The 24,110-nt window shown below is 47.5% G+C and carries 25 protein-coding genes and 1 pseudogene; 16 read left to right on the forward strand and 10 right to left on the reverse strand.

The window, feature by feature from the left end:
• Nucleotides 1-179 precede the first annotated feature (179 nt).
• Nucleotides 180-1,061 (reverse strand): protease HtpX, encoded by an 882-nt coding sequence (htpX, locus tag A4U59_RS15040; protein WP_066174320.1) that lies wholly within the window; start codon nt 1,059-1,061, stop codon nt 180-182.
• Nucleotides 1,062-1,235: 174 nt separating this feature from the next.
• Here htpX and A4U59_RS15045 point away from each other — a divergent pair, with 174 nt between their 5' ends.
• On the forward strand, nt 1,236-1,943 hold the full coding sequence (locus A4U59_RS15045; protein ID WP_066174322.1) for a DUF1836 domain-containing protein: 708 nt from the start codon (nt 1,236-1,238) through the stop codon (nt 1,941-1,943).
• Nucleotides 1,944-2,598: 655 nt separating this feature from the next.
• Nucleotides 2,599-5,052: a S8 family serine peptidase gene (locus A4U59_RS15055; RefSeq protein ID WP_083270873.1), complete on the forward strand. Its 2,454-nt coding sequence runs from the start codon at nt 2,599-2,601 to the stop codon at nt 5,050-5,052.
• Between the two features lie 43 nt (nt 5,053-5,095).
• Here A4U59_RS15055 and A4U59_RS15060 read toward each other — a convergent pair whose 3' ends face one another.
• Nucleotides 5,096-6,325 (reverse strand): MFS transporter, encoded by a 1,230-nt coding sequence (locus A4U59_RS15060; RefSeq protein ID WP_066174328.1) that lies wholly within the window; start codon nt 6,323-6,325, stop codon nt 5,096-5,098.
• Between the two features lie 345 nt (nt 6,326-6,670).
• Between A4U59_RS15060 and glsA the strand changes: the two genes are divergently transcribed.
• The 7 genes from glsA (at nt 6,671) to A4U59_RS21835 (ending at nt 12,916) form a co-directional block, all read left to right on the forward strand.
• The gene (glsA, locus tag A4U59_RS15065) at nt 6,671-7,621 is read left to right on the forward strand and encodes a glutaminase A (RefSeq protein WP_083270874.1); all 951 of its coding nucleotides are present in this window, start codon (nt 6,671-6,673) and stop codon (nt 7,619-7,621) included.
• On the forward strand, nt 7,618-7,806 hold the full coding sequence (locus A4U59_RS22050; RefSeq protein ID WP_066174330.1) for a hypothetical protein: 189 nt from the start codon (nt 7,618-7,620) through the stop codon (nt 7,804-7,806). Before glsA ends, A4U59_RS22050 begins: the two co-directional genes overlap by 4 nt.
• Before the next feature lie 389 nt (nt 7,807-8,195).
• Nucleotides 8,196-9,743, forward strand: a complete 1,548-nt coding sequence (locus A4U59_RS15075; RefSeq protein ID WP_169823978.1) for a spore germination protein — start codon at nt 8,196-8,198, stop codon at nt 9,741-9,743.
• A gap of 7 nt (nt 9,744-9,750) precedes the next feature.
• Nucleotides 9,751-10,905, forward strand: a complete 1,155-nt coding sequence (locus tag A4U59_RS15080) for a Ger(x)C family spore germination protein (protein ID WP_157888202.1) — start codon at nt 9,751-9,753, stop codon at nt 10,903-10,905.
• A gap of 5 nt (nt 10,906-10,910) precedes the next feature.
• Complete coding sequence (locus A4U59_RS15085) at nt 10,911-12,023, forward strand: GerAB/ArcD/ProY family transporter (protein ID WP_066174339.1); 1,113 nt, start codon at nt 10,911-10,913, stop codon at nt 12,021-12,023.
• A gap of 111 nt (nt 12,024-12,134) precedes the next feature.
• Nucleotides 12,135-12,389: a hypothetical protein gene (locus A4U59_RS15090; protein WP_066174341.1), complete on the forward strand. Its 255-nt coding sequence runs from the start codon at nt 12,135-12,137 to the stop codon at nt 12,387-12,389.
• Nucleotides 12,390-12,685: 296 nt separating this feature from the next.
• Nucleotides 12,686-12,916 carry a hypothetical protein gene (locus A4U59_RS21835; protein WP_169823979.1) on the forward strand — a complete coding sequence of 77 codons (231 nt, stop codon included), beginning with the start codon at nt 12,686-12,688 and terminating at the stop codon, nt 12,914-12,916.
• Between the two features lie 387 nt (nt 12,917-13,303).
• Here the strand turns inward: A4U59_RS21835 and A4U59_RS15095 are convergent, their stop codons facing one another.
• The gene (locus A4U59_RS15095; protein WP_066174345.1) at nt 13,304-13,708 is read right to left on the reverse strand and encodes a hypothetical protein; all 405 of its coding nucleotides are present in this window, start codon (nt 13,706-13,708) and stop codon (nt 13,304-13,306) included.
• Nucleotides 13,709-13,838: 130 nt separating this feature from the next.
• Complete coding sequence (locus tag A4U59_RS15100) at nt 13,839-14,243, reverse strand: hypothetical protein (RefSeq protein WP_066174348.1); 405 nt, start codon at nt 14,241-14,243, stop codon at nt 13,839-13,841.
• A gap of 179 nt (nt 14,244-14,422) precedes the next feature.
• On the opposite strand from A4U59_RS15100, the gene A4U59_RS15105 reads away from it, so the two are divergent.
• Both A4U59_RS15105 and A4U59_RS15110 read left to right on the forward strand, forming a co-directional pair.
• Nucleotides 14,423-15,211: an SDR family oxidoreductase gene (locus tag A4U59_RS15105; RefSeq protein ID WP_157888203.1), complete on the forward strand. Its 789-nt coding sequence runs from the start codon at nt 14,423-14,425 to the stop codon at nt 15,209-15,211.
• Between the two features lie 21 nt (nt 15,212-15,232).
• Nucleotides 15,233-16,168 carry an endonuclease I family protein gene (locus A4U59_RS15110; protein ID WP_066174353.1) on the forward strand — a complete coding sequence of 312 codons (936 nt, stop codon included), beginning with the start codon at nt 15,233-15,235 and terminating at the stop codon, nt 16,166-16,168.
• Nucleotides 16,169-16,394: 226 nt separating this feature from the next.
• Here A4U59_RS15110 and A4U59_RS15115 read toward each other — a convergent pair whose 3' ends face one another.
• The 4 genes from A4U59_RS15115 to A4U59_RS15130 all read right to left on the reverse strand — a co-directional run bounded on the left by A4U59_RS15115 (nt 16,395) and on the right by A4U59_RS15130 (nt 19,618).
• Nucleotides 16,395-16,913, reverse strand: a complete 519-nt coding sequence (locus A4U59_RS15115) for a GNAT family N-acetyltransferase (RefSeq protein WP_066174359.1) — start codon at nt 16,911-16,913, stop codon at nt 16,395-16,397.
• A 365-nt stretch (nt 16,914-17,278) separates the two neighbouring features.
• The gene (locus tag A4U59_RS21840) at nt 17,279-17,434 is read right to left on the reverse strand and encodes a hypothetical protein (RefSeq protein ID WP_169823980.1); all 156 of its coding nucleotides are present in this window, start codon (nt 17,432-17,434) and stop codon (nt 17,279-17,281) included.
• A 367-nt stretch (nt 17,435-17,801) separates the two neighbouring features.
• A complete protein-coding gene (gene uraA, locus A4U59_RS15125) occupies nt 17,802-19,067 on the reverse strand; it encodes a uracil permease (RefSeq protein ID WP_066174366.1) in 1,266 nt (421 codons plus the stop codon).
• Nucleotides 19,068-19,171: 104 nt separating this feature from the next.
• Complete coding sequence (locus A4U59_RS15130; RefSeq protein WP_066174374.1) at nt 19,172-19,618, reverse strand: Rrf2 family transcriptional regulator; 447 nt, start codon at nt 19,616-19,618, stop codon at nt 19,172-19,174.
• A gap of 197 nt (nt 19,619-19,815) precedes the next feature.
• Here A4U59_RS15130 and hmpA point away from each other — a divergent pair, with 197 nt between their 5' ends.
• The 5 genes and pseudogenes from hmpA (at nt 19,816) to A4U59_RS15145 (ending at nt 23,120) form a co-directional block, all read left to right on the forward strand.
• Nucleotides 19,816-21,063 (forward strand): NO-inducible flavohemoprotein, encoded by a 1,248-nt coding sequence (hmpA, locus tag A4U59_RS15135; RefSeq protein WP_066174376.1) that lies wholly within the window; start codon nt 19,816-19,818, stop codon nt 21,061-21,063.
• Nucleotides 21,064-21,283: 220 nt separating this feature from the next.
• A pseudogene (locus A4U59_RS22500) lies at nt 21,284-21,391 on the forward strand (hypothetical protein); the annotation flags it as partial.
• Nucleotide 21,392: 1 nt separating this feature from the next.
• Nucleotides 21,393-21,533: a hypothetical protein gene (locus A4U59_RS22505; protein ID WP_169823981.1), complete on the forward strand. Its 141-nt coding sequence runs from the start codon at nt 21,393-21,395 to the stop codon at nt 21,531-21,533.
• 345 nt (nt 21,534-21,878) lie between these two features.
• The gene (locus tag A4U59_RS15140) at nt 21,879-22,424 is read left to right on the forward strand and encodes a toll/interleukin-1 receptor domain-containing protein (RefSeq protein WP_066174379.1); all 546 of its coding nucleotides are present in this window, start codon (nt 21,879-21,881) and stop codon (nt 22,422-22,424) included.
• Nucleotides 22,425-22,448: 24 nt separating this feature from the next.
• Nucleotides 22,449-23,120 carry a hypothetical protein gene (locus tag A4U59_RS15145; protein ID WP_066174382.1) on the forward strand — a complete coding sequence of 224 codons (672 nt, stop codon included), beginning with the start codon at nt 22,449-22,451 and terminating at the stop codon, nt 23,118-23,120.
• Between the two features lie 55 nt (nt 23,121-23,175).
• Here A4U59_RS15145 and A4U59_RS15150 read toward each other — a convergent pair whose 3' ends face one another.
• Both A4U59_RS15150 and A4U59_RS15155 read right to left on the reverse strand, forming a co-directional pair.
• Nucleotides 23,176-23,592 (reverse strand): RDD family protein, encoded by a 417-nt coding sequence (locus tag A4U59_RS15150; RefSeq protein WP_066174385.1) that lies wholly within the window; start codon nt 23,590-23,592, stop codon nt 23,176-23,178.
• A gap of 93 nt (nt 23,593-23,685) precedes the next feature.
• Entirely contained in the window at nt 23,686-23,982 is a 297-nt protein-coding gene (locus tag A4U59_RS15155; protein WP_066174388.1) for a hypothetical protein, read from the reverse strand.
• Nucleotides 23,983-24,110 lie beyond the last annotated feature (128 nt).

The following is a 24,110-nucleotide window of genomic DNA, read 5'->3' on the forward strand; positions in this document are numbered from 1 at the left end:
AGCACCATCTCGCGTGCCTATAAATATATAGGCCTGCAAATACATGGACAGGACCCTAACCTTCCAACTCCCTATGAATCAGGAACACAAGATTATATCCTTCTTTACCAGTAACTTCACCTGGATATCCCTAATCATAAAAAAGCATGCGGCAATTGCCGCATACTTTCTATTCCACATTATTTAGCCATCAGCCTCTCAATCCGGTCATCCAGATCCGGGTGAGTCGAAAAGAGGGCGAGGCCTTTTTTGCCGTTGATTTTCAACGTTGCAATAGCTTCTGATTCTTCATTCCTGACCCGGCCGCTGTATGCCTGCAGGGAACGCAGGGCGTGGAGCATCTTGTCTTTGCCGGCAAGGTCGGCGCCGCCTCTGTCCGCATGAAATTCACGGTAGCGTGAGAAAGCGAATACGACAAGGCTTCCTAGAATCGAGAACACGATCTGGAAAACGAGCACAGCGATGAAATGGACGATAGGCGCAAGGTCTTCTTTTACGAAACGGGAAACTGCCCAGGCAGCAACACGGGACAGGAAGACTACGAAAGTATTCACAATGCCCTGCAGCAAGGTCATCGTCACCATGTCGCCGTTTGTGATATGGGCAACTTCGTGGGCAAGAACGCCTTCGATGGCATCATCATCCATCTCTTGCAGCAAGCCGGTTGAAACGGCAACAAGGGACCGCTTCTTAGACGGGCCGGTCGCAAACGCATTTACTTCAGGTGACTGGTAAATGCCGACTTCCGGCATTTTCATCATGCCGGCAGCGCGTGCCAGCCTGTGCACCCTTTCAACGAGACTGCGCTCAGCAGGGGACAGCGATCCGTCCGGATCCAGCACCTGGACTCCCATCATCTTTTTGGCCATCCAGCGCGACATCAACAGGGACATGAAGGAACCGGTAAAACCGACGACGGCACTGAAGATAAGCAGCGTACCAAGGTTTAAGGTTCCATCTGCTTTTATATAGTTACCTGCATTGAAGACAGACAGCACAATCATGATTGTCGTCAACACAAGAACGTTAGTCAAAATAAATAAGAATATTCGTTTCCCCATTTGTTTATCTACCTCTTTCTTTAATTTCAAGTTCATATGAACTGATTATAAGTTAGTTTTTTTATAATTGCAACGTTTAAATAGAAGTATTATGGCATAATTTGACGGCAGGAGGAATTAAGAATACGATAAGAAAAAACCGTTCGGCATGTTATAGAAAAGAGGTAGAGGAAGATGAGCGGACTTCAGTTTTCGAGAAAGCAAATGGCGCAGCTGCTTGCCAATTTGCGTGTAGACGGAAAAAAACCGGTCGAGCCGACCCTTGATGAGGTAAGGAATGGAACTGATGAGGCAGGGGCCGATCCTGAAATTATCCAAAAGCTGATCAAACGGATCGACAGGCCCGAAGTAGGGTTCTCATTGAATGAAATTGTAGCGCTCGGCAATTTGCTCGAATTCACGAAACTGAGCCACGGTGCGGTGCAAAACTGGGTGAAACGGGATGTGAAGGAGCTGATCGGCTCACCGCTGCTCGGCAAAAAGTATACGGTAGAGCAGGCTGCGACCCTTTTCATCGTTGAAGATTTAAAGCATTCGCTTGGTTTCGAATCGATCCGGTCGATCCTGCAGCTCGTTTTCAACAACCCGGAAGACCGTTCGGATGACATCATTGATCCGGTTGATTTGTTTTTTGCGTATGCTTCCTTATTTGACAGGATGCAGCTCGCCTTCAGGGATGGAATGGACCAGGGGCTCGGACTCAACGGCACCGCCCAGCAATGGATCGAAACGGAAGCCGCCGCCTTTGCAATAAAATACGAAACAATTTCGAAGAGTGAGAAGCAGGCAATCCGCACGGTGATCAGCATTTGCCTCTTTTCCGTACAGTCCGCCTGGTTCCAATACCAGGCAAAAATGGTCACTGGTGAACTGTTGAAATAATAATTGCGCGACACTGGTAGACGGACCTGATTCGTATTCGGGACCGCAGACCGGTGTTTTTTTATTCTTGCTTTTTTTCAAGCAAGCTGTGTGAAGGATGTTCTTGATTTCGCATGATGTTGGAACGGTTTTTCAAGGCAAAGCCGTTCGGTTTCGCACCTTTATTGACAGATGCGAATTCTCAAGAATCGTTCCTCTAATCCGGCCAGGGCAACATCTACAGGTACGAATTCTCAAGAATCGCCCCTCTACTCGAGCCAGAACGCACTTACAGAGACGATGATACCCCATGAATCTCACTTTCATTCCGCTTGGTGCGGGTATCCGATACTCCTCGGAAACGCTCCGCATTTCCTTCATGCGGTGAGCATTTGATAAGCTTATTCGCCAATCCTGCGGAAGCAGCGGTACAGGTGAGTCCCCGCTTGAACGCCCGCACTGTGATGAGACTCACCGCCCCCTCGCGGCAAAGAAGAAATTCGTCGCCCGGGTGAAAGCGACTATCAACAGCCGCGTTCAACGGAGCCCTCCAGTAAAATCCCTATGTCTTTAAAATATACGCCTTTTGGCCGATGGGTTTATATCCAATGCCTAATAGGACTGAAGCCTTAAGTGTGAGATAATTAAGAAAAATCAGGAAACAGGGAGGAGTTTCATGCAGCTGAAAAACTTTCTTATCGCCCTTGTACTGGCTTTTTCGATGATTTTTTCCGTGTTTCTGCCTCAACAGGCTGGAGCAGAGACTTCGCTTGATAAGATTGATGAACAAATAACAGCGAAACTGGCTGAGACGGCCGGCACGCTCCAGGTTATCGTGACATTCAAGGGAGACGATGCTCCAGACCGCGGGCAAATCGATCTTCTTGAAAAGGCGGGCGTTTCAGCAGGCGTCACCTTCCAGAGTCTGCCGATGGCGGGAATAACAGCAAATTTGGATCAAATCAAACAGCTTGCCAAAAGTCCTGAAGTCTATTCGATTTACTTCAATGAAGCGGTTGAATACGATAACGATACGGCGACAGCCATAACAGGCGTTGATAGAGTAAGAACGGATGACACAATGCGGCAGCTAAACGGCGGCTTGCCGGTTACAGGGAAAGGAATCGGAGTCGTCGTGAATGACAGCGGCATTGACGGCACGCATGAGGACCACAAATTCGGTGAAAATCTCGTGCAGAATGTCATGGCTTCAACGAACTTGAACGCTCTTTCTGAACTGCTGCCGATTTCATATATCGAAAATGTGCCCAATTCGGACAGCACTGGCGGGCATGGCACGCATGTCGCAGGGATTGTCGGCGGTACAGGCGAAAAATCAGCGGGAAAATACGAAGGGGCGGCGCCAGGTGCCAGCTTGGTCGGATACGGGTCCGGAGCGGCAGTGGCGATTCTCGATACGCTTGGCGGTTTTGATTATGCACTTACCAACCAGGCGAAATATGATATACGGGTCATTACGAATTCATGGGGAACAACCAGTGATGCCGGAACGGATTTTGACCCGCTGGATCCGATAAACGTAGCGACGAAAAAGCTTTATGACCGGGGCATCATCACTGTTTTTTCGGCGGGGAACTCAGGACCTGCTGATTCGACGATTTCAGGTAATTATAAAAAAGCGCCATGGGTCATTACCGTTGCAGCGGGAACAAAACAGGGCAAATTGACGGACTTCTCCTCACGGGGTGCTGCCGGCAAGGGTGGAACGGTCGATATCGGAGGAGAGTCATTCACATGGGAAGACAGGCCGACAATCACTGCACCGGGAGCAGGTATCGTATCAACGAGGGTGATTGCACCGGTATCAAGCCTTGGTGCGGCAGATGATGCCGAAAATATCGACCCGGCTCACCTCCCATACTATACGACCATGAGCGGCACATCGATGGCGGCGCCGCATGTCGCCGGTGTGATCGCACTCATGCTGGAAGCAAATCCGGGTCTTTCGCCGGATGAAGTGAAAGCGATTATCCAGGATACCGCTTCGAACATGCCTGGCTATGAAGCATGGGAAACAGGGGCCGGTTATGTGAATGCATATGCGGCCGTTGATGCAGCGTTCACCGGGAGGGAATACGGCACGACCGTCAACATGAACCGCACCTTCAATGCGAATGTGGAAATGGGGGTTGATCGTGAGCCGTTCGAAATGGATTTCAGTGTTCTCGGCGGTAACGAAAAAACATTCACGGTTGAAGAAGGACTGACTGAGCTGACGGCTTCAATCAATGCGAAAGGGCTGCTCGGTGAAACAGGAAACACGATTAATCTGGTGCTGGTCGACCCGGATGGAAACCGGCACAGTTCAGGTGTTTCCGTATTGTTTCCGCTTTACACCGACCGCACCGTCCAGGTTACCGCTCCGAAAGCAGGAGAGTGGATGCTCAAACTGGAAGGTCTCGAGGGACTCGTTGCACTCGATGAAACGGTAAAAGGGGAACTTGTCTTCAAACAGGCGGGCGGCTTTACAGGATTGAGCGATATCGCTGGCCATCCGGCCGAGGCGGCGATCAAAACGGCGGTAAGTGAGCGGCTGGCCGACAGTAATCATAATGGTGAATTCCGGCCCGATGATAACCTTAAGCGGATCGAGTTGGCTGAATACCTGGTGATGGGTGCGGGAATCCGCCAGTCCCTGCCGGAAAAAGCAAGTTTCAAAGATGTAAACGGAAGTGCTGTTCCGTTTGCGGAAGCGGCAGCGGCGGATGGAGCCGCTCTCCGGGATACCGGGCAGCAAGACAGCGGAGTCATGATGCCGGCCGCTGGTGGAAAGTTTGCGCCAAACAAGGGTATCAACCGGGCTGAACTGGCATACAGCTTCGTTCAGAACCTTGGGCTCGAACAGGAGGCAAAAGCGAAAAACAATGAACCGGTCACTGTCCAATATGGAAGTGAACGGATCCCGCTGGAAGATGCGGGCGACATTCCAGAAGAGCTGCGTGGGTATGTCCAGCTGGCACTGGACCTGAATATCATCAATGCCAGCTTCGATGTTGAACAGGGCCCCTACGACCTTGAACCGGAAGTCACTGCTTTTTTCAACCCGGGTGGCACTGTTACGCGGGCTGATTACGCAGTTGCTGCGAGCCGTTATTTTTCAGCCTATTAATGAAGAAGCAGAAGCATCGGATGGATTCCGTTGCTTCTGCTTCTTATCGTTTTAACGTCTCTTCCACTCTGAACAGGACATTGATTCCTGCGGCAAGCGGCAATACTGCAACAAGGCCCATCGCCCAGTTGACACCCAAAGTATCGGCCAGCACTCCGGCAAGCAGGGCGCCGAAAGCATATCCGCTGTCACGCCAGAAGCGGTAGATTCCCATTGATGATGCACGCCATTCAGGGTGGGCAGCATCGCCGATTGCCGCGATTAATGTAGGATATACCATTGCCGTACCGATTCCAAGCAGGATTGCGCCAGTAATCCATAGTCCATAGTTGTCCACAAGTAAAATCCACCATATTGCGGCAGCCTGAAGAATCATTCCGGCGGCAATCAGGCCTTTTCTTCCGACTTTGTCGCTCCAGGCTCCGGAGAATAACTGGAAAATGCCCCAGGCGATCGGATAGATGGCGACAATTACTCCGATCTGCCCGATGGTAAGTCCCGCAGATGCAAAGAAAAGCGGGAACAGTCCCCAGCTCATCCCATCTTTTAAATTAGTTGATAATCCGGCAAAGCTGATGCCGGCCAGGTTTTTATCCTTATAGGTTGTTTGCCGGAACACTTCGGCGCCGCTCATTTGTCCGGCTTTTTCGTGTGTTTCGGCATGTGCTTTTACAAATTTTGAAGTATCCTGGACAGCCAGGGACAATAGCAAACCGGTGACTGCCAGGGCGATGCCGATATAAAAAGGTTCAGGCCTCAAACCGTATGCAGACGCGATGTAACCGGACAGGAAAGCCATCAGGCCGACGCCGATGTAACCGGCAAATTCATTCAGTCCAACGGCCATGCCCCGTTCTCTCGGAGCAGCCAGATCGATTTTCATATTGACAGTCATCGACCAGGTCAGGCCCTGATTGATTCCGAGCAGGATGTTCGCAAAAACGATCAGTTCCCAGCCGGAAGCGAATATTACGAGTATCGGCACAAGCAAACCGATACCCCAGCCTGCCAGCAATATCTGTTTCCGTCCAATCCGGTCAGCGAGATTACCGGCGAACAGATTCACTATCGCCTTGGAGAACCCAAAGCTGACGATGAAGGAAAGTGCAGCGCTTGCAGATGCCAGGCCGAATATCTCTTCACCGATAATTGGCAGGATGGACCGCTCGAGTCCGACCATCGAACCGACAAATAAGTTGATGACGACAAGCAGCCCGAATTGAAGCGCGTTTTCTTTTATTCCGGTTTTTGGAATAACAGCGGATTTTTGCATGGGTCCACCTCGCAGGAGATTGGATACTCTATACTGTATTCATGTTCCGTGACTCTATAATAAATGATAAACCGAAGTTACGAAAACAGGAACGTTCCATTCTGCGCATGAAAAAATCAATTGTTACTCACGAAATAAAATAGGGTACTTACTTAATAAGTTCTGTTATATAAGGTTATTGGTTCTGGAAAGGGAACCGCCTGCATCACTGGTGTAGGATTTTGCAGAAAGGAAGTTGATATCCCTGCAATGTAGAATCAGTCTGATAACAGCCAGCCGAGAAATGTACAGCAACGTTTACACAGAGCTGTTAAATATAGAAGCAAACCTATAGGAGTGGAAACCATGCGAAAAATGACAAACGAGTACCTGCAGGAGCTGGTCGAAATATTTGCGCCTTATGCAACTGACGGGAAAGCGCACACATCGATTCCTGAAATTAATGAAAAAGTAGAAGGCTATCTTGGTATTGCGGTCACCGATATGGACGGGAATGAATACAAAGCTGGCGATACCGATTTCCGCTTTTCAATGCAGAGCATGTCCAAAGCAATCAACTATCTGGTCGCTCTTGAAGACCTCGGCTTTGAAAGTGTGTATAAAATGGTTGGTGTCGATACATCCGACAGCCACTATGCTTCTATCACCGCCTTTAATGAGCAGGGCAAACAAAAGCCATTCAATCCTTTTGTAGATGAAGGCGCCCTCGCAGTCACTTCGATGATAGTGGGGGAAAACTCCGAGGAAAAAATGGAACACATTTTAAAGCTGCTGAGAAAGATAACGGGAAATAACAAACTGAAGGTCAATGACATCAATTATGATGATATGAAAAGCAAAGGGGCCAAACACCGTGCATTCGGATACTTGATGGAACATAAAGGCATTATACCGAGCGGCAAAGTGGAAGATGCCATCGATTTATACTTCAAAGGGATTTGTGTGCATCTTAATACAGTTGAACTGGCGAGAATCGGAGCATTTCTTGCGAATGACGGCTACCTTGAAAGGGAGGACAAGCAGCTTGTCAAACCTGAAAATGCCCAAATCCTGAAGGCTGTCATGCAGACGTCAGGAATGTACACCGATTCGGGTAATTTTGCTGTCAAAATCGGTATCCCGTCAAAAAGCGGAATCAGCGGCGGCATCATTTCTTCCGTGACGGGAGAAATGGGAATCGGCGTTTTCGGCCCGGCGATCAATTCACACGGGACGAGTGTCGCCGGGAAAGCAATACTCGAACGGATATCAAATGACTTTGAACTGAATATGTTCAAACACAGCATTGCCAGATGACCCTTGCCGGAAGCATTCTCGGTAGCCTGACTGTTGTCATGGCCGAAAGGGGCTTCATCCCTTTTTTGGGATGGATCCGATTTATCCCGCTCTTCTTATCAGCCCATATCGTTTTTCGTGTCTCCATGTTGACGGCTGAAACCGCTGAATTACAACAGGCCGGCAGCAGTGAACAGGTGGAGTGAACCGTTGCCAAGGAATGTGCCGGACAAATGAAAAGATGCTACCTGATAGGCATAAACAGTTCCGATATCGTGGAGAAAATGTACAAAAACTGGTGAAATAACATACTAAAATACAGTATGTATAACACCATAAATTCAAATAGCAAACAAAACGCCTGGAATTGAAAAAAACCAGGCGTTTTGTTTTTATATTGTCTTTATTAACCCAAAGCACTCTTTGGTGGCCCTTCTAAAAAGAGAAACGATTATGCCAAATAAGAGGCGGCTTCCTTTAAAAATGGGCAAGACCGGTTTCTCAGTATATAATCCTCTCAACATTCAAATACTAGCTAGAAGCATCCAATTTCCTATAAAAAAGGTGACTGTCCATGTTTTCCAAACTGAAAAAAATGGTTAAATCCCTGTCGAGACCAAACAGCACCGAAATGAAACCGCTAACTGAACAGCTGAGAATTTCCGGAAACTTAATCGAAAATGAAAAATATTTAAGGGCTGTTTTTTCAAACAGTTATGATGTGATTTACCGGAAAATTCATATCGGCAAAGGCGACTCTGCATGCAAAGCACTGTTTATCGCCATCAGCGGGATGTTTGATCAGGATCAGGTCCAGAAAAATATTCTCGATCCGTTAATGGAAGTAGAGGACTGCAGTTCAGAGATTCTCCATGGAATGGAGACAGAAATCATAAGCGCCCATAATTGCGGGGAAACGAGGGGCTTTGAAGACGCAGTGAAAAGTATATTAAAAGGCGAACCGGCTCTGTTTATCAATGGGCTTGAAAAAGCGTATCTATTGCGGTCGGCTACGTGGGAGATGCGGGGAATTCAGGAACCGGTCACAGAAACAGTCGTCCGGGGCCCTCGAGAAGGATTTGTAGAGACGCTTCAGGTGAACACGTCCATGCTGAGGCGGAAAATACGGAACTCGCGTCTTAAAATCGAACATTTAGAAATTGGTGAAGTCACAGAAACACCGGTGGCTGTCGCTTATATTGACGGGATTGCGAACAAGGAACTTATTAAAGAAGTGAAAAAGAGGTTAACAGGCATTAAAACGGATGCGATTTTAGAATCAGGTTATATCGAGGAGTTCATTGAAGATGCACCGCTATCCGTATTTCCGACCGTCTCAAACACGGAGCGCCCCGATATTACGGCGGCAAAATTGCTGGAAGGCAGAGTGGCAATCCTGACAGAGGGAACCCCTGTAGTTTTGGTTGTGCCATATTTAATGTTCGAATCCTTCCAAAATGCGGAAGATTACTATTCACGTCCGTATTTAAGTTCGCTGGTACGGGCTCTTCGGCTGACCGGTTTCTTTTTTTCCAGTCTGGCCCCGGGAATCTATCTGGCCTTTCAAAATTTCCATATTGAAGTATTCCCGACTGACCTTCTTATCAGCTTTGCAGCTGCGAGGGAAGGGGTGCCTTTTCCACTGTTCGCTGAAATCTTGTTTATGCTGCTCGGCTTTGAATTTTTGAGGGAAGCATCAGTGAGAATGCCGAGGCCTGTCGGGCAGGCCATTTCCATTGTAGGGGCTTTGATCCTCGGAGAATCAGCCGTTAATGCGGGGTTTGTCGGGTCTCCAACCATTATCGTCATAGCAGTTTCTGCAATAAGCGGACTTGTCGTGCCTTCCCTGAATGATATTACCAGTATCATGAGACTCGTTTATCTGGTTGCTGCAGCATTGTTTGGCATGTACGGAATTATGCTCGTCCTTATGTTCTGGCTCATTCATGTGAATTCGCTCACGTCTTTCGGGGTTCCGTATCTTGGATCCTGGTATCCTTTGTCGCTGAGTTCATGGAAGGATTTCATATTCCGGGCCCCGCATTGGATGCAAAACAGGAGGCCGGAACCGCTCAATCCTTCTGATATCGTACGCCAGCCCCCGGGTCAGAAGACTCAGGTGAAGAAGGGTGATAAGGAATGATGGACAGGTGAAATCAATTAAATGTACTGCGGTGTTTATCATGATCGCATTCCTCTCAGGGTGCTGGGGTTCCACCGAGCTTCCCGAAATATCGATTGTTTCAAGCGTGGGAATTGACCGGAGCGAGGATGGAGAAATCCAATTAACGACCCATCTCATAGATCCAACGGCAGTGAAAAACGAACAGGAGCAGCCATACAACGTACAAACAATCAGCGGAAAGACAGTCTTTAAAGCGGTACGAGAGTCAATAACAGTGATTGGAGAGAAGCAGAACTGGCAGCATGTCATGGCATTCATCGTCGGGAAAGATATAGCCGAGGAGTCAGTCATTCCGATTCTTGACTTCTTTTCCAGGGATCATGAACCCCGCCTCAAAATGTATATGATGGTGGCGGATCGGCAAGCGCGGGAAATTTTGGAGGATTATCCGCCGTCTACAGAGATTCCGGCCGTGCAATTGCAGGATGCAATCGACAGCCAGGAGGAGCTAAGCGAGGCTCCGAAGGTTGAGTATCACGATTTCATCCAATATTTACGGAATCCATACATAGATCCCTACATGCCGGTTGTCCGTTTCGGTGAAGAAGGCAGAGTACAGGTGCATGGCACCGCTGTTTTCAAAGATGACAGGGTAGCAGGGTATCTTGGAAAACAAGAAACGGTCGCGTTTCAACGCGTTAAAGGGGATGTCAAGGGCGGGCTTCAACTGGTGGAATTGGAAGAAAGGGGAAGCGCGGAGCAAGATAATGCGCTTGAAGCTTCCATTGAAATTAAACAATCCAAATCATCCACCAGGGCAAAGATTAAGAACGGAGAACCTGTAATCACTATTGAAGTCACGGAGATAGGCTTTATTGGTGAGCTTACTGAACCCGTCAAGGTGACGGCAAAGCTGCTCAAAGAGATAGAAAATGAGTACGAAAAAACAGTTAAACAAGAAATTGAGGAGTCGGTAAAGAAGATTCAAAAAGAGTTCCAGGCAAATCTGCTTGGATTTGCAGAAGTAATCGAGCGTGAGGATCCAGCGTATTGGAAAAAGCATAAACATGAATGGTCCGAGATCTATCCCGAACTGGAAGTGCAAGTGAATGTAAAGGCAACTATACGTGATCACGGCCTCATCGAGCATCATTTAAATGAAAAAGGAAGGGCGGAGTGATAAGAATGCAAGTTGTTTCGTACCGGCAGACAGCTTTTTTACTGTCAATGTCACTACCGGTCATGGGCCATATGTTCCTCATACCTACCATCGTGGAGGGAAGCGGCCGTGATTCCTGGATTGCCATCGTCATCACAGTGCCCTTTGCCATATTTTTTGGATTTTCCCTGCACCGGCTCCATAAGTTGTTTCCCGATAAAGATTATATCCAAATCCTGGAGCATAATTTTGGCCGGATAGCTGGAAAAGCGATTGGAATAGCGGTGATCGGTTACTTTTTATTTATGGCTTTCGTGACTTTTTACGGAATCGTAAACTTTATCCAGACTGTGTTCCTGGTTGACACCCCATGGTGGGCTTTGCAGATCACATTTTACCCGCTCGTTATTTATACTGCTGTAAAAGGTGTTGAAGCGATAGCGAGGGCAAGTATGATATTGTTTGTCATCATTATTTTCACCGGAGAGAGCATTGCATTAACGACTAACAGTTTGAAAGATTACAACCTTCTATTGCCGGTGCTGTCGGAAGGACTTCAACCGGTGTTATATGGAGTGGCCCTGACTGCCGCCCTTTATGGAGAGTTTATCCTCTTGCTGATGTTAAGATTGAGAAGGGCTACAGTACGTTCGAAATCATTGTTTTTCATCAATACGGTAACCGTCTTTTTGATCGCCTGGATGTTTCTTGGCACGGTCACAAGCAGCATCAGTATTTTTGGAGTAGACCAGGTCAAGAATCTCGAGTACCCTGCCCAGAGCATTGTCCGTCTTGTGGAATTCGGTTTCATTGAACGATTTGACATCTACGGGATCCTCACAATGATATCGGGAGGAACAATCCGCATGGCCCTTTTGCACTGGGTTCTCGGAAAAGGGATTGGCCAGGTATTCGGCATCAAGAAAAAGTGGCTGATCCACAGCATGCTGTTTGTTCTGCTATTTTCTCTTCCTTATGCGATTGGCTCTTACCGTGTCTTTGTAGACATAATCCTTTTTAAGCTGTACCCGCTTACTGCTGTCATATCTGTTGGACTGACGCTTCTCGTTTGGCTTGTGGCCGAAGTGAAGACCGGGAAAAACAAAAAGAAGATGGAAGGAAAGAAGCTGGTGCTGTAATAGTGACAGGCACCCGTCGGAATTTGTCGATTCTTTTTTGCCGCCGTTTAATTTAAACGTGTGAGGGAAATGTTAAAAGGAACAGGCAAACTTAGATGTTGAGGTGAAAGAATGGAATTTTCAATTGGTCTGATTATTAATATTGCAATAGCGGTATATCTCGCAATCGACGCCAAAAAACACGGCAAAAGTTCGATTTTATGGGCCATTCTCGGCTTTATTTTCGGATTCCTGGCGCTTGGAATCTACTTCATAATGACCGGAAGGAAGGTGGCAGGCTGGATTATCGTCATTGCATCCATCCTCTGGTTTATCATCGGCTTGATCTTCGGATTCATCGGCCTGCTATTTGGCGCTTTGTTTTAACAGCCCTGTACATGACCATCTGCACGGGTTCAAATCTGAGAAGGTTTGAACCCTTTTTTAATAGGTAAGAAAGCATAAGTTTCAAGCAAGATCAATGTCCAGCACCAGGCGGCAGCGGCTATCGTCATAAGCGGTGATCCTCACCCGCCTTCCTGCGTGTACCCCCGCTTATGCGTATGCCGCTAAGCGGGCGCCTTGCGCATTTCGATTGTCCAGCTGCGAGACCTAGCGGCTAACGTCATAACCATTGCCGCCCCAAGAAGGGGAAAAGCGCCCTTCCTGATTCGGCCCTGCCTATGAGTACGCCTACGGGCTCTCCGCATTTAAGATTGTCCAGCTGCGAGTCAGGGTCTGTCGCCATGCATGACAAAAGGAGTTCCGGCGTGAAAGCCGGGCTGAACGGCGCGAAACAGCTGCTCCGGCGTGAAAGTTGGCCTCTACGGCATGAAATATGGGAGATTCCGCGTGAAAGAGTGATCGTTTGGCGTGAAAGAAACGGGATTCCGCGCGAAAGCGCATCCCCCTGATTGCGGTTGTTCGTAAACGGCGTGAAAAGCCGGGGATATGGCGCGAAGGAACAGTCATCTGGTGTGAAATACGAAGAAAAGGAATAGTCTTTTTATAAAATGAGACAAATCCGGCTGGTTACCGGGCCTAAATGGTTGGAATGATCCTGTACATGAGTAAACAGCCCGGTTTTGGCCGTCAGCTTGCTTGAAACGGTGAAAAAACGTGCAAATTACCATGCCTGGGGTACTCAGGCTTTGCTGGTCTGGCATCGGTTGGGGATACGGATCAGCTGCTCCCCTCCGGAGGGAAAACTGCCCTCACTGCAGGTACCCCCGCTTATGCGTACACCGCTAAGCGGGCGCCTTGCGCTTTTCTTACATTATGTGGGGACATCTATAACCAAATCAGAACAGGAACAAGCAGATGTAAAAGAAGAATGAACCGATAAATAGAACAGATACATTGAGCATCCGGAAGCCCTTGACTCCTTTTTTATCAATAAAGCGTACGAATTTCATTGATGTCATCCGCCAGTCGAGCAGCATGCCTGTTGTCATCATGGCAGCAGCTGTGAGCAGGGGAGCCAGCCACCAGCCAAGTTCTGCATATTCGAAGAAAATCCCGAACCATATAAGAGCAAGAATAAGGAGGAGATAGGCTGCAAGTGCGTCGATTGTCCAGGACCGCCCCTCCTGTACGTATTCGCTTCTTAGCCAGCTGTAGAACCGTTCATGGAAAAACAGGCCGAAAAACACTTTCAAAAGGACTCCGGCCGCCAAAATATAACATGCCATTTCCAACAGTGCCATTAACCGTTCACCTCCAGAGCCTAAAAGAATCAGAGATTAACACTATGTCTACATTATATAATCACAGCCGGCTCATGTCACCCCTGGGGGTATTTTAACCTTCCCTGCTGCCACTTGTTTTGGGGAAACCTCAAAACAGATACAGCCCTGCCCAGAGAAAGGCTGTCCCAATTACAAGTACAAAGAGATCAAGGCCCCACAGTCCGCGGCTGCCAGCAGTATCAATGAAGGAAACGAATTTCCGCGAGGTTTTTTCCCAATCAAACAAGAGGAGCAGCGTCTTCATAGAAGCTGCCGTCAGCAGGGGAGCCAGCACCCATCCATACTGGGCATAATCAAAGAACACCCCGAGCCATGTAAGCGCGAGAACAAAAAGCCCATAGCCGGCGAGCGCGTTCACAGTCCAGGGGCGCTGTTCACGAGCGTATTCACGCCTAACCCAACTGTAGAATTTTTTATGGAAAAAGACACCGAAGAATACTTTGATGAACGCACCGGCTGCCAGAATGAAACAGACGAATTCAAACACATTCACAGGAATTCACCTCCAGACTCCGCAAGTACACCTACAGTATGTTCAATAGGAAGAACATTCAATCGCCTGATCCGCATACTCCATCCAGGCACCAATAAAATGAGAGAAAAGGATTTCGGGAGTGATGCAAAGAATGTTCTTATTAAGGATTTTACTGCAGCGGAACGGGGGAAATGACAATGAAAAACATCGTTATCACCGGCAGCACGAGAGGAATCGGCTATGGGCTCAGCAGGCAGTTTTTGAAAAATGGCTGCAGTGTCATGATCAACGGCACAACCGATCAAAGTGTCGAGCAGGCGCTGGCAGCCCTCAGGGATGAATTCCCTGAAAGGAAAATCTTCGGCCTGGCGGGCAATATCGGCTATTATCCGGATGCACAGCGTCTCTGGGAAAATGCCTCTGAAAGATTGGGCCGGATTGATATTTGGGTCAACAACGCCGGCATCGATCAGGTGCGCTCCTATTTTTGGGAAATGGAGCCGGTAGATTATGAGAAGCTGATTAATACGAACATTATAGGTGTGATGAACGGAAGCAGAGCCGCTTTCATCGGGATGCAAAAGCAGGGCGGCGGCCAGATCTTCAATATGGAAGGATTCGGCAGTGACGGGATGATGCGGGAAAAGATGACGATGTACGGCACGTCCAAGCGGGCAGTCCGATATTTTAGCCGCTCACTTGCAAAGGAAGCGAAGCAAACAAAGGTTCAGGTCGGCACATTAAGCCCCGGTATGGTTGCTACCGACCTCCTGAAAAAGTCGCTTGCTGAAGGAGGAAAAGAAGCGGAACAGGCGAAGAGGATATTTAACATTCTTGCTGATGAAGTGGAAACCGTCACCTCGTATCTGACAGAAGAGATACTCAAAACAGACAAAAACGGAGCACAGATCGAGTGGCTGACAAGGCCGAAAATTGCCTGGCGATTCGCCAGGAGCATGTTCACAAAGAGGGAGATTTTCAAATAGCATCCCAGAAGGAGGCAGTTTATGGATGATACCGATTTTTCGCGTCTGAAAGGCGAACACCGCCTATATGCTGTTCCTGAGACCGAAGCTGAACAAAAAGAAATCTTCATGACCCTGCAGGAAAACAGGGAGAAAATCAAGGGTGACCGCCGGGCCTATTATGACCCGGAGGCCGATCGCCAGGCAATCCAAGTATATTACGAGGATATCGACTTCGGGGACATGAATGGAATGGACCTGGCCGAAGCGTTGCATCTTCTCGTTAAACAGACACATACAAACCCGGTCGGCTACAGTCCGTCCAGGTTTGTCTATCCATGGGTCGACCTGCAGGAAAACGGCAGTCTGGTGAGCGTGTATTCAGGCAGGAGAAGGAAGCCGGAAGAGGTGCTTGCCGAAGATTATATAACAGCTGAAAAAAGGAAGCAGCGGCTTGAAAAACAAGTGATCGCCCTTGATGCCGAAGACACAGAGGGAGTCCGGGCCGGAATTGAAAATGAGTTCAAATTCAACTGTGAACACGCTGTTCCGCAGTCCTGGTTCGGAAGGGATGAACCGATGAAAGGGGATATCCATCATCTCTTCACATGCGATCCGGTCTGCAACTCAGCCCGCAGCAACTACCCTTACTATGATTTCAAAGAGTACGAGCCGGAAACCGACCTGATGGCCGTCAGGGATGGATGCGGCAAGGCGGAGGACGAGCGGTTCGAGCCCGAATTTTCCAAAGGAACCGTCGCACGGGCGATGCTGTATTTCCTTTTGAGATATCCGGATAAAGTGAAAAAGTCGTTTAAAAAGAGAATTGATATCAGGCTGTTGAACGAATGGCATCGCGAATATCCACCCGATGTATATGAAAAACACCGCAATGCCGCAATTGCGGATATCCAGGGGAACCGGAATCCGTTTATCGATTACCCGGAATATTTGTTGGATGTAAAATGGTTAAGGTGAAGGGCGGCGGAGTATTGAACATGTTTGGAGGACCTGGGGAGTGAGGGAGGTGTGGATAAATAGGGATTCAGTGCCCGAAAATGATCGGCACGCAGAAATTTAGGTACGGGAAGGCGAGTTGCTTGTGAGAAGCACAACAACAAATCACAGACAAAAGAAATCAAAAAGGCTTGGAGAATTTCCTAAGCCTTTTTTTATTTTTTTCTTAATTCCACTAAAGTACCATCTAGTTGAATTTCTTTAACCGTAAAATCATTAAATCTTCATCAAAATATTTCCCGTCAGTTTTTAATGCATTTGGTTCTACACCATAAACTTTAAACCCTAGTGAAGTGTATAGGCGTATTGCAGATGAATTAGTAGATACGACTGTTAAATGTATTTGTTCCAGTCCGTCACATTCGCTTGTTGCCCTTTCAATGAGGCTTATCAATAGGGTTCTGCCTAACCCTCTTCTTCGGAATTCAGGTTCTATGTACATTCCATAAATAGTGCCTTTATGTACAGTCTTCAGTCGATCCTCACGTGCGAAATTAGCAATGCCAATCAGGGAATGATTGCTGTCAAAACATCCCAAAGTGAATTGGGATTTTGTACGCTGTATCCTTTCCGCGAATTTCTTCAAAGGTCTATTTACCTCTTGCTCATATGTTGAACCGAATGATTCCTGGTCGTTTTTTAATGCACGCAATCTGACTGCCTTATATATTTTAGCGTCGGACTCATCCAACAAACGAATGTTCATCAAGTCACTTCCAATCTATTATTCGAATAGTTGACGTTTTCTTTATGAGGTAGAGCAGCTCGTTTGTTAAGTAAAGTTTCTATAAAAAAAGAAAGCCTATTAAAATGAATATGAAACCGAATAAAATACGGAGTCCTTCGCTTGAAATCGGTTCGGATACAACGTCTACTATCACCACGATAATCCCTTTTGTCATTTCCCCGCTTGTTTTTGTTTCTCTTTTAATGGATTTAAATACGGAAACAATTAAAATAGCTCCAATAATGAAACAAAGAATAGAAATCCAGTACAACATTTATATCGCCTCACTATCTTTCTGTAATTACATTAAAATAAATTCGCCCTGCTTCATAAATATTCCTTTTTTAACTGACTGCCTTCATGATTTCAAAAACTTCAAAAAATTCTTTGACGATACTTGTGTCTTCTTTGCCGCGGGGCGGGCGCTCCCGAAGGAGTCGAGCCCCTTCCGCTCCAATCAACTGGTGCATGAACAGCTGTCCCGCTTTTATTTTGTTCAACCGGTGGTTTGTATAAAAACAATTCTGTTCCGTTTTCTATTGAATGAAGAGAACCCTCTATTGCCGATAAGAATAATCGTTTAATTCAATTCTTCTATCCAAGTTTAGTGTATCTATCTTGATTAATAATGTCTTATATGAAAGGGTAATACCGGTAATACCTGTTTAATCACGGAAAATTACAAAAAAGTTAACCCTCGTAGTAATAACCAATAAAAAACACACTGGGATTTAATGTGTAAAACCCAGTGTGTTTCCCATGATATTTACTTGTTTGCATCATTGATGTAAAGTTGTTACTCACATTGCATCCTGTCCCTTTTCATTTTCCATCCACATGAATGGATACAGGCAGAAACAATCATCACTATTCATTCAGCAGGCGATATTTCTCAAGAACTTTGAATAGCAGGCTGAGCAATATCGCCACAACCGTCGCCAGCGCCATTCCTTTCAGCGCGACAACCCCCAGTGTCAGCGTCGCTCCGCTGATGCCGATGACGAGGACGATTGTTGTCAAAATCAGGTTCGACGGTTTGTTGTAATCCACTTTAGAGTCAACAAGAATCCGGATGCCGGAAGCTGCAATGACGCCGAAGAGGAGCAGGGAAACACCGCCCATGACTGGTGCCGGAATCGTCTGGATGATTGCGGCGAGCTTGCCGGAAAACGACAGCACGATCGAAAAGACGGCAGCTCCGCCGATGACCCAGGTGGAATATACTTTTGTGATCGCCATGACGCCGATATTTTCACCGTAAGTCGTGTTCGGTGTTGAGCCGACAAAACCGGACAGCATCGTTGAGACCCCGTTTCCGAGCAGCGAGCGTGACAGGCCGGGGTCTTTCGTAAGCCTGCGGTCCACGATGTTTTCCGTCACGAGCAGGTGGCCGATATGTTCGGCGACGACTACGAGTGCGGCCGGGGCGATGATCATGATGCTGGCCCAGTCGAATTTCGGGGCATAAAAATCGGGCACAGCGATCCAATTCGCCTGTTCAACAGCACCCCAATCAACCAGCCCGGTGAAAGCCGCAATAATGTAACCGGCGACAACCCCGATCAATATCGGGATGATTTTCATGAACCCGCGGAACATAACCGTGCCAAGCAGGGTGACAAGCAGGGTCGAAACGGATACAAAAACGGCTTTCGGGTCATACGTCCAGTTTTCACCCGCGTCTGCCGGCGCAATCATACCGGCCATTTCGGCGGCAACCGGTACAAGCTCAAGCCCGATGACAGCAACAATGGCACCCATCGCAGCCGGCGGGAAAACAACATCAATCCATCCGGTTCCAGCGATTTTCACTAAGAAGCTGACAAGGACGAAAATCAGGCCGACAATAATAAATCCGCCAAGTGCATAGCTGTAATCGTGAGAGGAGAGAACGACGAACACCGGTGAAATGAAAGCGAAGCTCGAACCGAGATAAGCCGGGATTTTCCACTGGCAGATCATCAGATAAATGAGGGTGCCGACGCCGTTCATCAACAGGATGGTCGCCGGGTTCACCTGAAACAGAATCGGCACCAGAATATTCGCCCCGAACATGGCAAACAAATGCTGCAGGCTGAGCGGCAGGCTTTCCGCCAGAGGCGGCCGTTCTTCCACTTGATAAATTTTCTGCATTGAGGTTCTCCTTTTCTATGTATTGCTTAAATTCTATCTTACCACGTATATATATGCTCACCAAAAAGCCTGCAAATCTGCTGCAGGCTTTTTGGTGAATAACGTTATTTCCGGTTTTCAGGGCCGAGTACGGCCTCGAGCACATCTCTTCTCAAAATGACATCTTCCAGCGTGTATTGATCAAGCACGTGAAGGAAACTGGTAAGCGCTTCGTTCAACACATGCTTCAATTTGCAGACGGGAGTGATGAGGCAGTCATTTTTCCGTTCATTAAAGCACACCGCAACGTCAAGATCTTCTTCGAGCTCCCGGACGAGCGCGCCAAGATTGATTTCCGACGGTTTCTTTGCAAGTGCAACCCCGCCATTGCGTCCCCGAACCGTTTTGATGATACCGAGTTTCCCTAAGTCATAGACAATCTTGCTTAAATGGTTTTTTGAAATCCGGTACACATCCGATATTTCTTTTATATTGGATAGCTCGCCTTCTTTCTTTGATCCCAAAAAGATCAGCAAGCGGAGCGAGTAATCCGTATAAGAGGTCAAGTGCATCGTCATCCCACCTGTCAAGGCAATTTCATGTGTATATCGTACCATATTCCCCTATACCCACAGTAACAAATGTGAACATTTTGTTAAAGATATATTTTTGATATTGCTTTTTGCACTGTGGAAATGTTGTAATAAAAGATGTATTTAAAATGTATCTTTAACACTCACACTACTTTCATCAAAGGGGAGATGGAAACATGGCAAATTCTTCAACTGATACTGCGTTAGACCAACAAACGATTGACATCATCAAATCGACGGTGCCGGTACTGAAAGAACATGGTGAAACGATTACGACCCGCTTCTATCAAATGATGTTCGAGGCCCATCCGGAACTGCTCAACATTTTTAATCAGACACACCAAAAGGAAGGCAAGCAGCCGCGCGCACTTGCGAACGCTGTCTATGCCGCCGCAGCCTATATAGATAATCTTGAAGCCATCCTGCCGGCAGTGAAACAGATCGCTCATAAGCATAGGAGCTTGAACATCAAGCCGGAACACTATCCGATTGTCGGAAAATATCTCCTTTTAGCCATTAAAGATGTGCTTGGTGATGCGGCAACAGATGACATCATCAACGCCTGGGAAAAAGCATACGGCGTCATTGCCGGCGTGTTTATTGATATTGAAAAAGAAATGTACGAAGAAACCGCTGAAGAACCGGGCGGCTGGGTAGGTTACCGTCCATTTACGGTAGACCGGAAAGTTCAGGAAAGTGGTGTCATCACATCCTTTTACCTGAAGCCGACTGACGGCAAGCCGATCGCCGATTTCAAGCCGGGCCAGTATATCAGCATCAAGGTGGACATCGACGGCGATCCATATACACATACCCGCCAGTACAGCCTTTCTGATGCGCCGGGAAAAGATCATTACCGAATCAGTGTAAAGCGTGAAGATGAAAAAGGTGAATTGCCGGGCGGCGTCGTCTCCCGCTTCTTACATGAAAACATTGGGGAAGGCGACATTGTGCAGCTGACTGCCCCTGCCGGCGACTTCGCCCTGGATACGGATTCCGATAAGCCGGTGGTCCTGATCAGCGGCGGCGTCGGGCTTACACCGATGGTAAGCATGGCGAATATGCTGACAGAACAATATCCTGAACGGGACGTGACCTTTATTCATGCTGCCATAAACGGCCAGCTCCAGGCGATGAAAGACCATCTGACAGAACTTGCTGAGGACAATGAAAACTTCGAGTACTATGTCGTGTACGAAAAACCGACTGCGGCTGACCGGGAAGAGGGAACCTTCCACAAAGAAGGCTTCGTGGACCTTGAATGGCTGCAGAGTGTCATCAACACAACAGATGCCGATTTCTATTTCTGCGGGCCTGTTCCATTCATGAAAACCGTAAACAGCGTACTGAAGGAAATGGGTGTGTCTGAAGACCGGATCAACTTCGAATTCTTCGGCCCGGCCGGTGACCTCGAAGCTTCATAAAGAAGATATAGATAAAATGACTGAAGGCTTCCGATATTTCGGAGGCCTTTTTTTACTCTAAAAATCGTCAGCAAAGAACTACTTCGGCACAGCGGATTAAGAATATTTATAAGGTCAGCTGCGCCGATCCATCGATTTCTTTAAACCGTGACATTCATACATACCGCGGCCAACTGTTCATCATATTGTGTACTATAGCAACGCCACGGAGGGATGGATGATGACTGCAGATCGAAGGCGAAGAAGAAGGCCTGCAGGAGGGGGCGGACTTTGCTTGCCGGGCTACAGATGGTGCGGCCCGGGCTGCAGCGGTCCCGGAACTCCGCTTAATGAAGTGGATTCGTGCTGTAAAACTCATGATGAATGCTACCGGGCATATGGGGGACCGGATTGCCGCTGCGACAGCGAATTCCTGCGCTGCCTGGAGAGACAAGTCACACCTAACAGCAGACAAGGAAGAGATGCCCTGAGAATGTACCGCTTTATGAGAATGTGGATGTCTTTTAATTGTTAATGAATAGATCTGCCCTGGTTTACATTTCAGCAAAAAGAGGAGGAAGCCGGCGGGTTTCTCCTCTTTTTGGTTGTTTCTATCATTTCAGCAATTCAAATCACTCACAATGCATGAAAAAAGTCGGCTTTTTTAAATAGTTCGGACAAACATACAACCCACAGACAGCCGGAATGCATATAGTAAACTATCAGAAACCTAACCCTCATGACCAATGAAGAGACCTCGAATCCGGGGATGAGGGTTGACTGACTCATTGCCGGAGTTATTCCGGTATTTTTTATTAGGAGAAGGAGTGAGTGGGATGAAAGGCAAAAACATGGCGGCGCCAACCTTGTTCGAAGCCATACAGAAGATGCTTTTGTCTCCTGTCCGGCGGCCGTGCATCTTCCTTTCGCATATCAATATCGATAAGGAAGCTGCGATTGCCATCGGCGATTTTATCACAGACAGGGGCATCGACATTTACCTGGATGTGTATGATGAATGCCTCTGGGAAGCAGCCGGAGAAGGGGATGCCGGCCGGATTACGGAGTGCATCGAACAAGGGCTGAGCCGCTGCACCCATATGATGTGCATCGTGTCGGAGGATACAAAAAATTCATGGTGGGTGCCGTATGAAGTCGGTTACGGGAAAAAGAGCAGCCAGGAAATATCCACCCTGTATTTGAAAGATGTGTCAGGCATTCCTGCTTATTTGAGGGTAACCCGGCAAATCAAAAGCCTTAGCGATCTTGCCGGATACCTTGAAGAAATCAAGAAAGATTACTATGCGACCAAGAAGCTGGCCGAGTTTTCCAGTGAGGTTTCCGGCAGCGTTTCCCCAATCGATAAATACCTTAAATTATAAAACTGCAGAGAGAGGGGAAGAAGCATGGAAAATTTCTTTTCCATGACGTCCAGTTTCCAGAACGGTTCGATCTCCATAACAGTTCACTTATCCGGAATGTTCCTTGTATTTCTGCTGGCGGGAGCGGGTTTGCTCGTTTACCGCAGAAAAAAGCAATTCGGGATGATTGACGTCGAGCTGGATACGCTGCAAGTCGGCACCAGGTCGGCTGCGGTGTATAAAGTGAAGCGGAATAATGAAAATATATTCATCGCCCACCGGATTTTAATGGAACTGGAAACGCGGAAAGCAGCAATTGAAATTGACCCGGAATATGATGTCCTTATCGAGATTTATGCATCCTGGTATGACCTTTTTACAACAATCCGGGATGAATTGAAAAGCATTCCCGGATCACATTTGAAGAAGGCGAAAAACGATGGACTTATCAGGCTGTCACTGGATATCCTGAACGTCGGCTTAAGGCCCCACCTTACAAAATATCAGGCCGCATTCCAGAAATGGTTTGAAACAGCCGCTGAAAAAAAAGAATTTGCTGGATTAACCGACCAGGAAATCCAAAAACGTTATCCTGAATTTGATGAAATGGTTGCCGACATCATTCGGGTGAACAGCGTGCTCCAGCAGTATTCTTCACAGCTGAACAGGATTATTTGGGGAGATGGAGAAGAGAGAAGCGGCCTTGAAAGAGTGTGAAATCCAAATGATTTCACACTCTTTCAAGGCCGGGCAGTTCCGCAAAGCCGTTCACTCAAGGGCTGTTCCTCGTTACATATGTCCCCGCGATAAAATCGTGAATCGCCCGCTTATCGCTGCGCATCCCGATCATGAACGCACTGACAATGACGCCGATCCCAAGTGTCAGGGCATACACAATTCCGCCGACAAGGTAACGCATCAGCATCGTGAGGAATGTGACATTGCTGCCGTCCATTTTGACGATACGGATGCCCGTTGCTTTTTTCCCGATTGTATAACCCGCCCATATTGCCGGAACGATGATTGCGTATAACAATTCAATGATGCCGTGCACACCGCGTTCTCCTTCGGTGACATTCACATCAAGACCAAGTGCAGCATTAAGGATTTCCGCTGCGATTGATAGGATGATGCCGTCAATGATAAGGGCGATGAACCGCACCCAGAATCCAGCCGGATTATATTCCATACGAGACCCCTCCTTTTGTTTTTCTAAAATACTTTCTAGAAGAATCATTCTCCATTTCATGCCACTCTCCCTGCCGGACGGATAACTTGTCTATTATCTGTCACCTTTAGCGGGTTTTAAAATCGTCCGCTGCAGCGGCACACCGCCCATGCTGATGTTCCGCTCAATAAATGTATATGATTTCCCGTCAATATTAAAACGACGACTCCCTTTATACTCGACTGTGTGTCCCTGGCTTTCCAACTCAGACGCAATCGCCTTCACATAACGGTTAAAATCAATATAGCGGTCATCCAGGTCGATCGTAATGTGGCCTTTCCGATATCCCATTAAAAAATTGAAAAAAGCGAGACCGAGTATGGCGGCAAGCAGGGGCAGGATCCATTGCATAGCATGATCCCTCCATGGTATCTGATTTCATACTATCTTTACGGATAGAAAGGAAAGGAGGTTTCAAACAGTTCCTGTGATAAGATTAATATGCAATGATATCGTATGTCATCAAAAAGGATGAAATG

Origin of the sequence: Bacillus marinisedimentorum, from assembly GCF_001644195.2 — a bacterium.
Lineage (GTDB): Bacteria > Bacillota > Bacilli > Bacillales > Bacillaceae_O > Bacillus_BL > Bacillus_BL marinisedimentorum.

Coding starts and splice junctions, on each gene's coding strand:
- A4U59_RS15145 (WP_066174382.1), top strand. CDS start 22,449: ATGGAAAATTTCTTTTCCATGACGTCCAGTTTCCAGAACGGTTCGATC.
- A4U59_RS15090 (WP_066174341.1), top strand. CDS start 12,135: ATGGAATTTTCAATTGGTCTGATTATTAATATTGCAATAGCGGTATAT.
- A4U59_RS15115 (WP_066174359.1), bottom strand. CDS start 16,913: ATGAACATTCGTTTGTTGGATGAGTCCGACGCTAAAATATATAAGGCA.
- A4U59_RS15105 (WP_157888203.1), top strand. CDS start 14,423: ATGAAAAACATCGTTATCACCGGCAGCACGAGAGGAATCGGCTATGGG.
- A4U59_RS21835 (WP_169823979.1), top strand. CDS start 12,686: ATGAGTACGCCTACGGGCTCTCCGCATTTAAGATTGTCCAGCTGCGAG.
- A4U59_RS15075 (WP_169823978.1), top strand. CDS start 8,196: ATGGTTAAATCCCTGTCGAGACCAAACAGCACCGAAATGAAACCGCTA.
- A4U59_RS15085 (WP_066174339.1), top strand. CDS start 10,911: ATGCAAGTTGTTTCGTACCGGCAGACAGCTTTTTTACTGTCAATGTCA.
- A4U59_RS15130 (WP_066174374.1), bottom strand. CDS start 19,618: ATGCACTTGACCTCTTATACGGATTACTCGCTCCGCTTGCTGATCTTT.
- glsA (WP_083270874.1), top strand. CDS start 6,671: ATGCGAAAAATGACAAACGAGTACCTGCAGGAGCTGGTCGAAATATTT.
- A4U59_RS15155 (WP_066174388.1), bottom strand. CDS start 23,982: ATGCAATGGATCCTGCCCCTGCTTGCCGCCATACTCGGTCTCGCTTTT.
- A4U59_RS15110 (WP_066174353.1), top strand. CDS start 15,233: ATGGATGATACCGATTTTTCGCGTCTGAAAGGCGAACACCGCCTATAT.
- A4U59_RS15045 (WP_066174322.1), top strand. CDS start 1,236: ATGAGCGGACTTCAGTTTTCGAGAAAGCAAATGGCGCAGCTGCTTGCC.
- A4U59_RS15150 (WP_066174385.1), bottom strand. CDS start 23,592: ATGGAATATAATCCGGCTGGATTCTGGGTGCGGTTCATCGCCCTTATC.
- A4U59_RS15140 (WP_066174379.1), top strand. CDS start 21,879: ATGAAAGGCAAAAACATGGCGGCGCCAACCTTGTTCGAAGCCATACAG.
- A4U59_RS22050 (WP_066174330.1), top strand. CDS start 7,618: ATGACCCTTGCCGGAAGCATTCTCGGTAGCCTGACTGTTGTCATGGCC.
- hmpA (WP_066174376.1), top strand. CDS start 19,816: ATGGCAAATTCTTCAACTGATACTGCGTTAGACCAACAAACGATTGAC.
- uraA (WP_066174366.1), bottom strand. CDS start 19,067: ATGCAGAAAATTTATCAAGTGGAAGAACGGCCGCCTCTGGCGGAAAGC.
- A4U59_RS22505 (WP_169823981.1), top strand. CDS start 21,393: ATGAAGTGGATTCGTGCTGTAAAACTCATGATGAATGCTACCGGGCAT.
- A4U59_RS15055 (WP_083270873.1), top strand. CDS start 2,599: ATGCAGCTGAAAAACTTTCTTATCGCCCTTGTACTGGCTTTTTCGATG.
- A4U59_RS15095 (WP_066174345.1), bottom strand. CDS start 13,708: ATGGCACTGTTGGAAATGGCATGTTATATTTTGGCGGCCGGAGTCCTT.
- htpX (WP_066174320.1), bottom strand. CDS start 1,061: ATGGGGAAACGAATATTCTTATTTATTTTGACTAACGTTCTTGTGTTG.
- A4U59_RS15060 (WP_066174328.1), bottom strand. CDS start 6,325: ATGCAAAAATCCGCTGTTATTCCAAAAACCGGAATAAAAGAAAACGCG.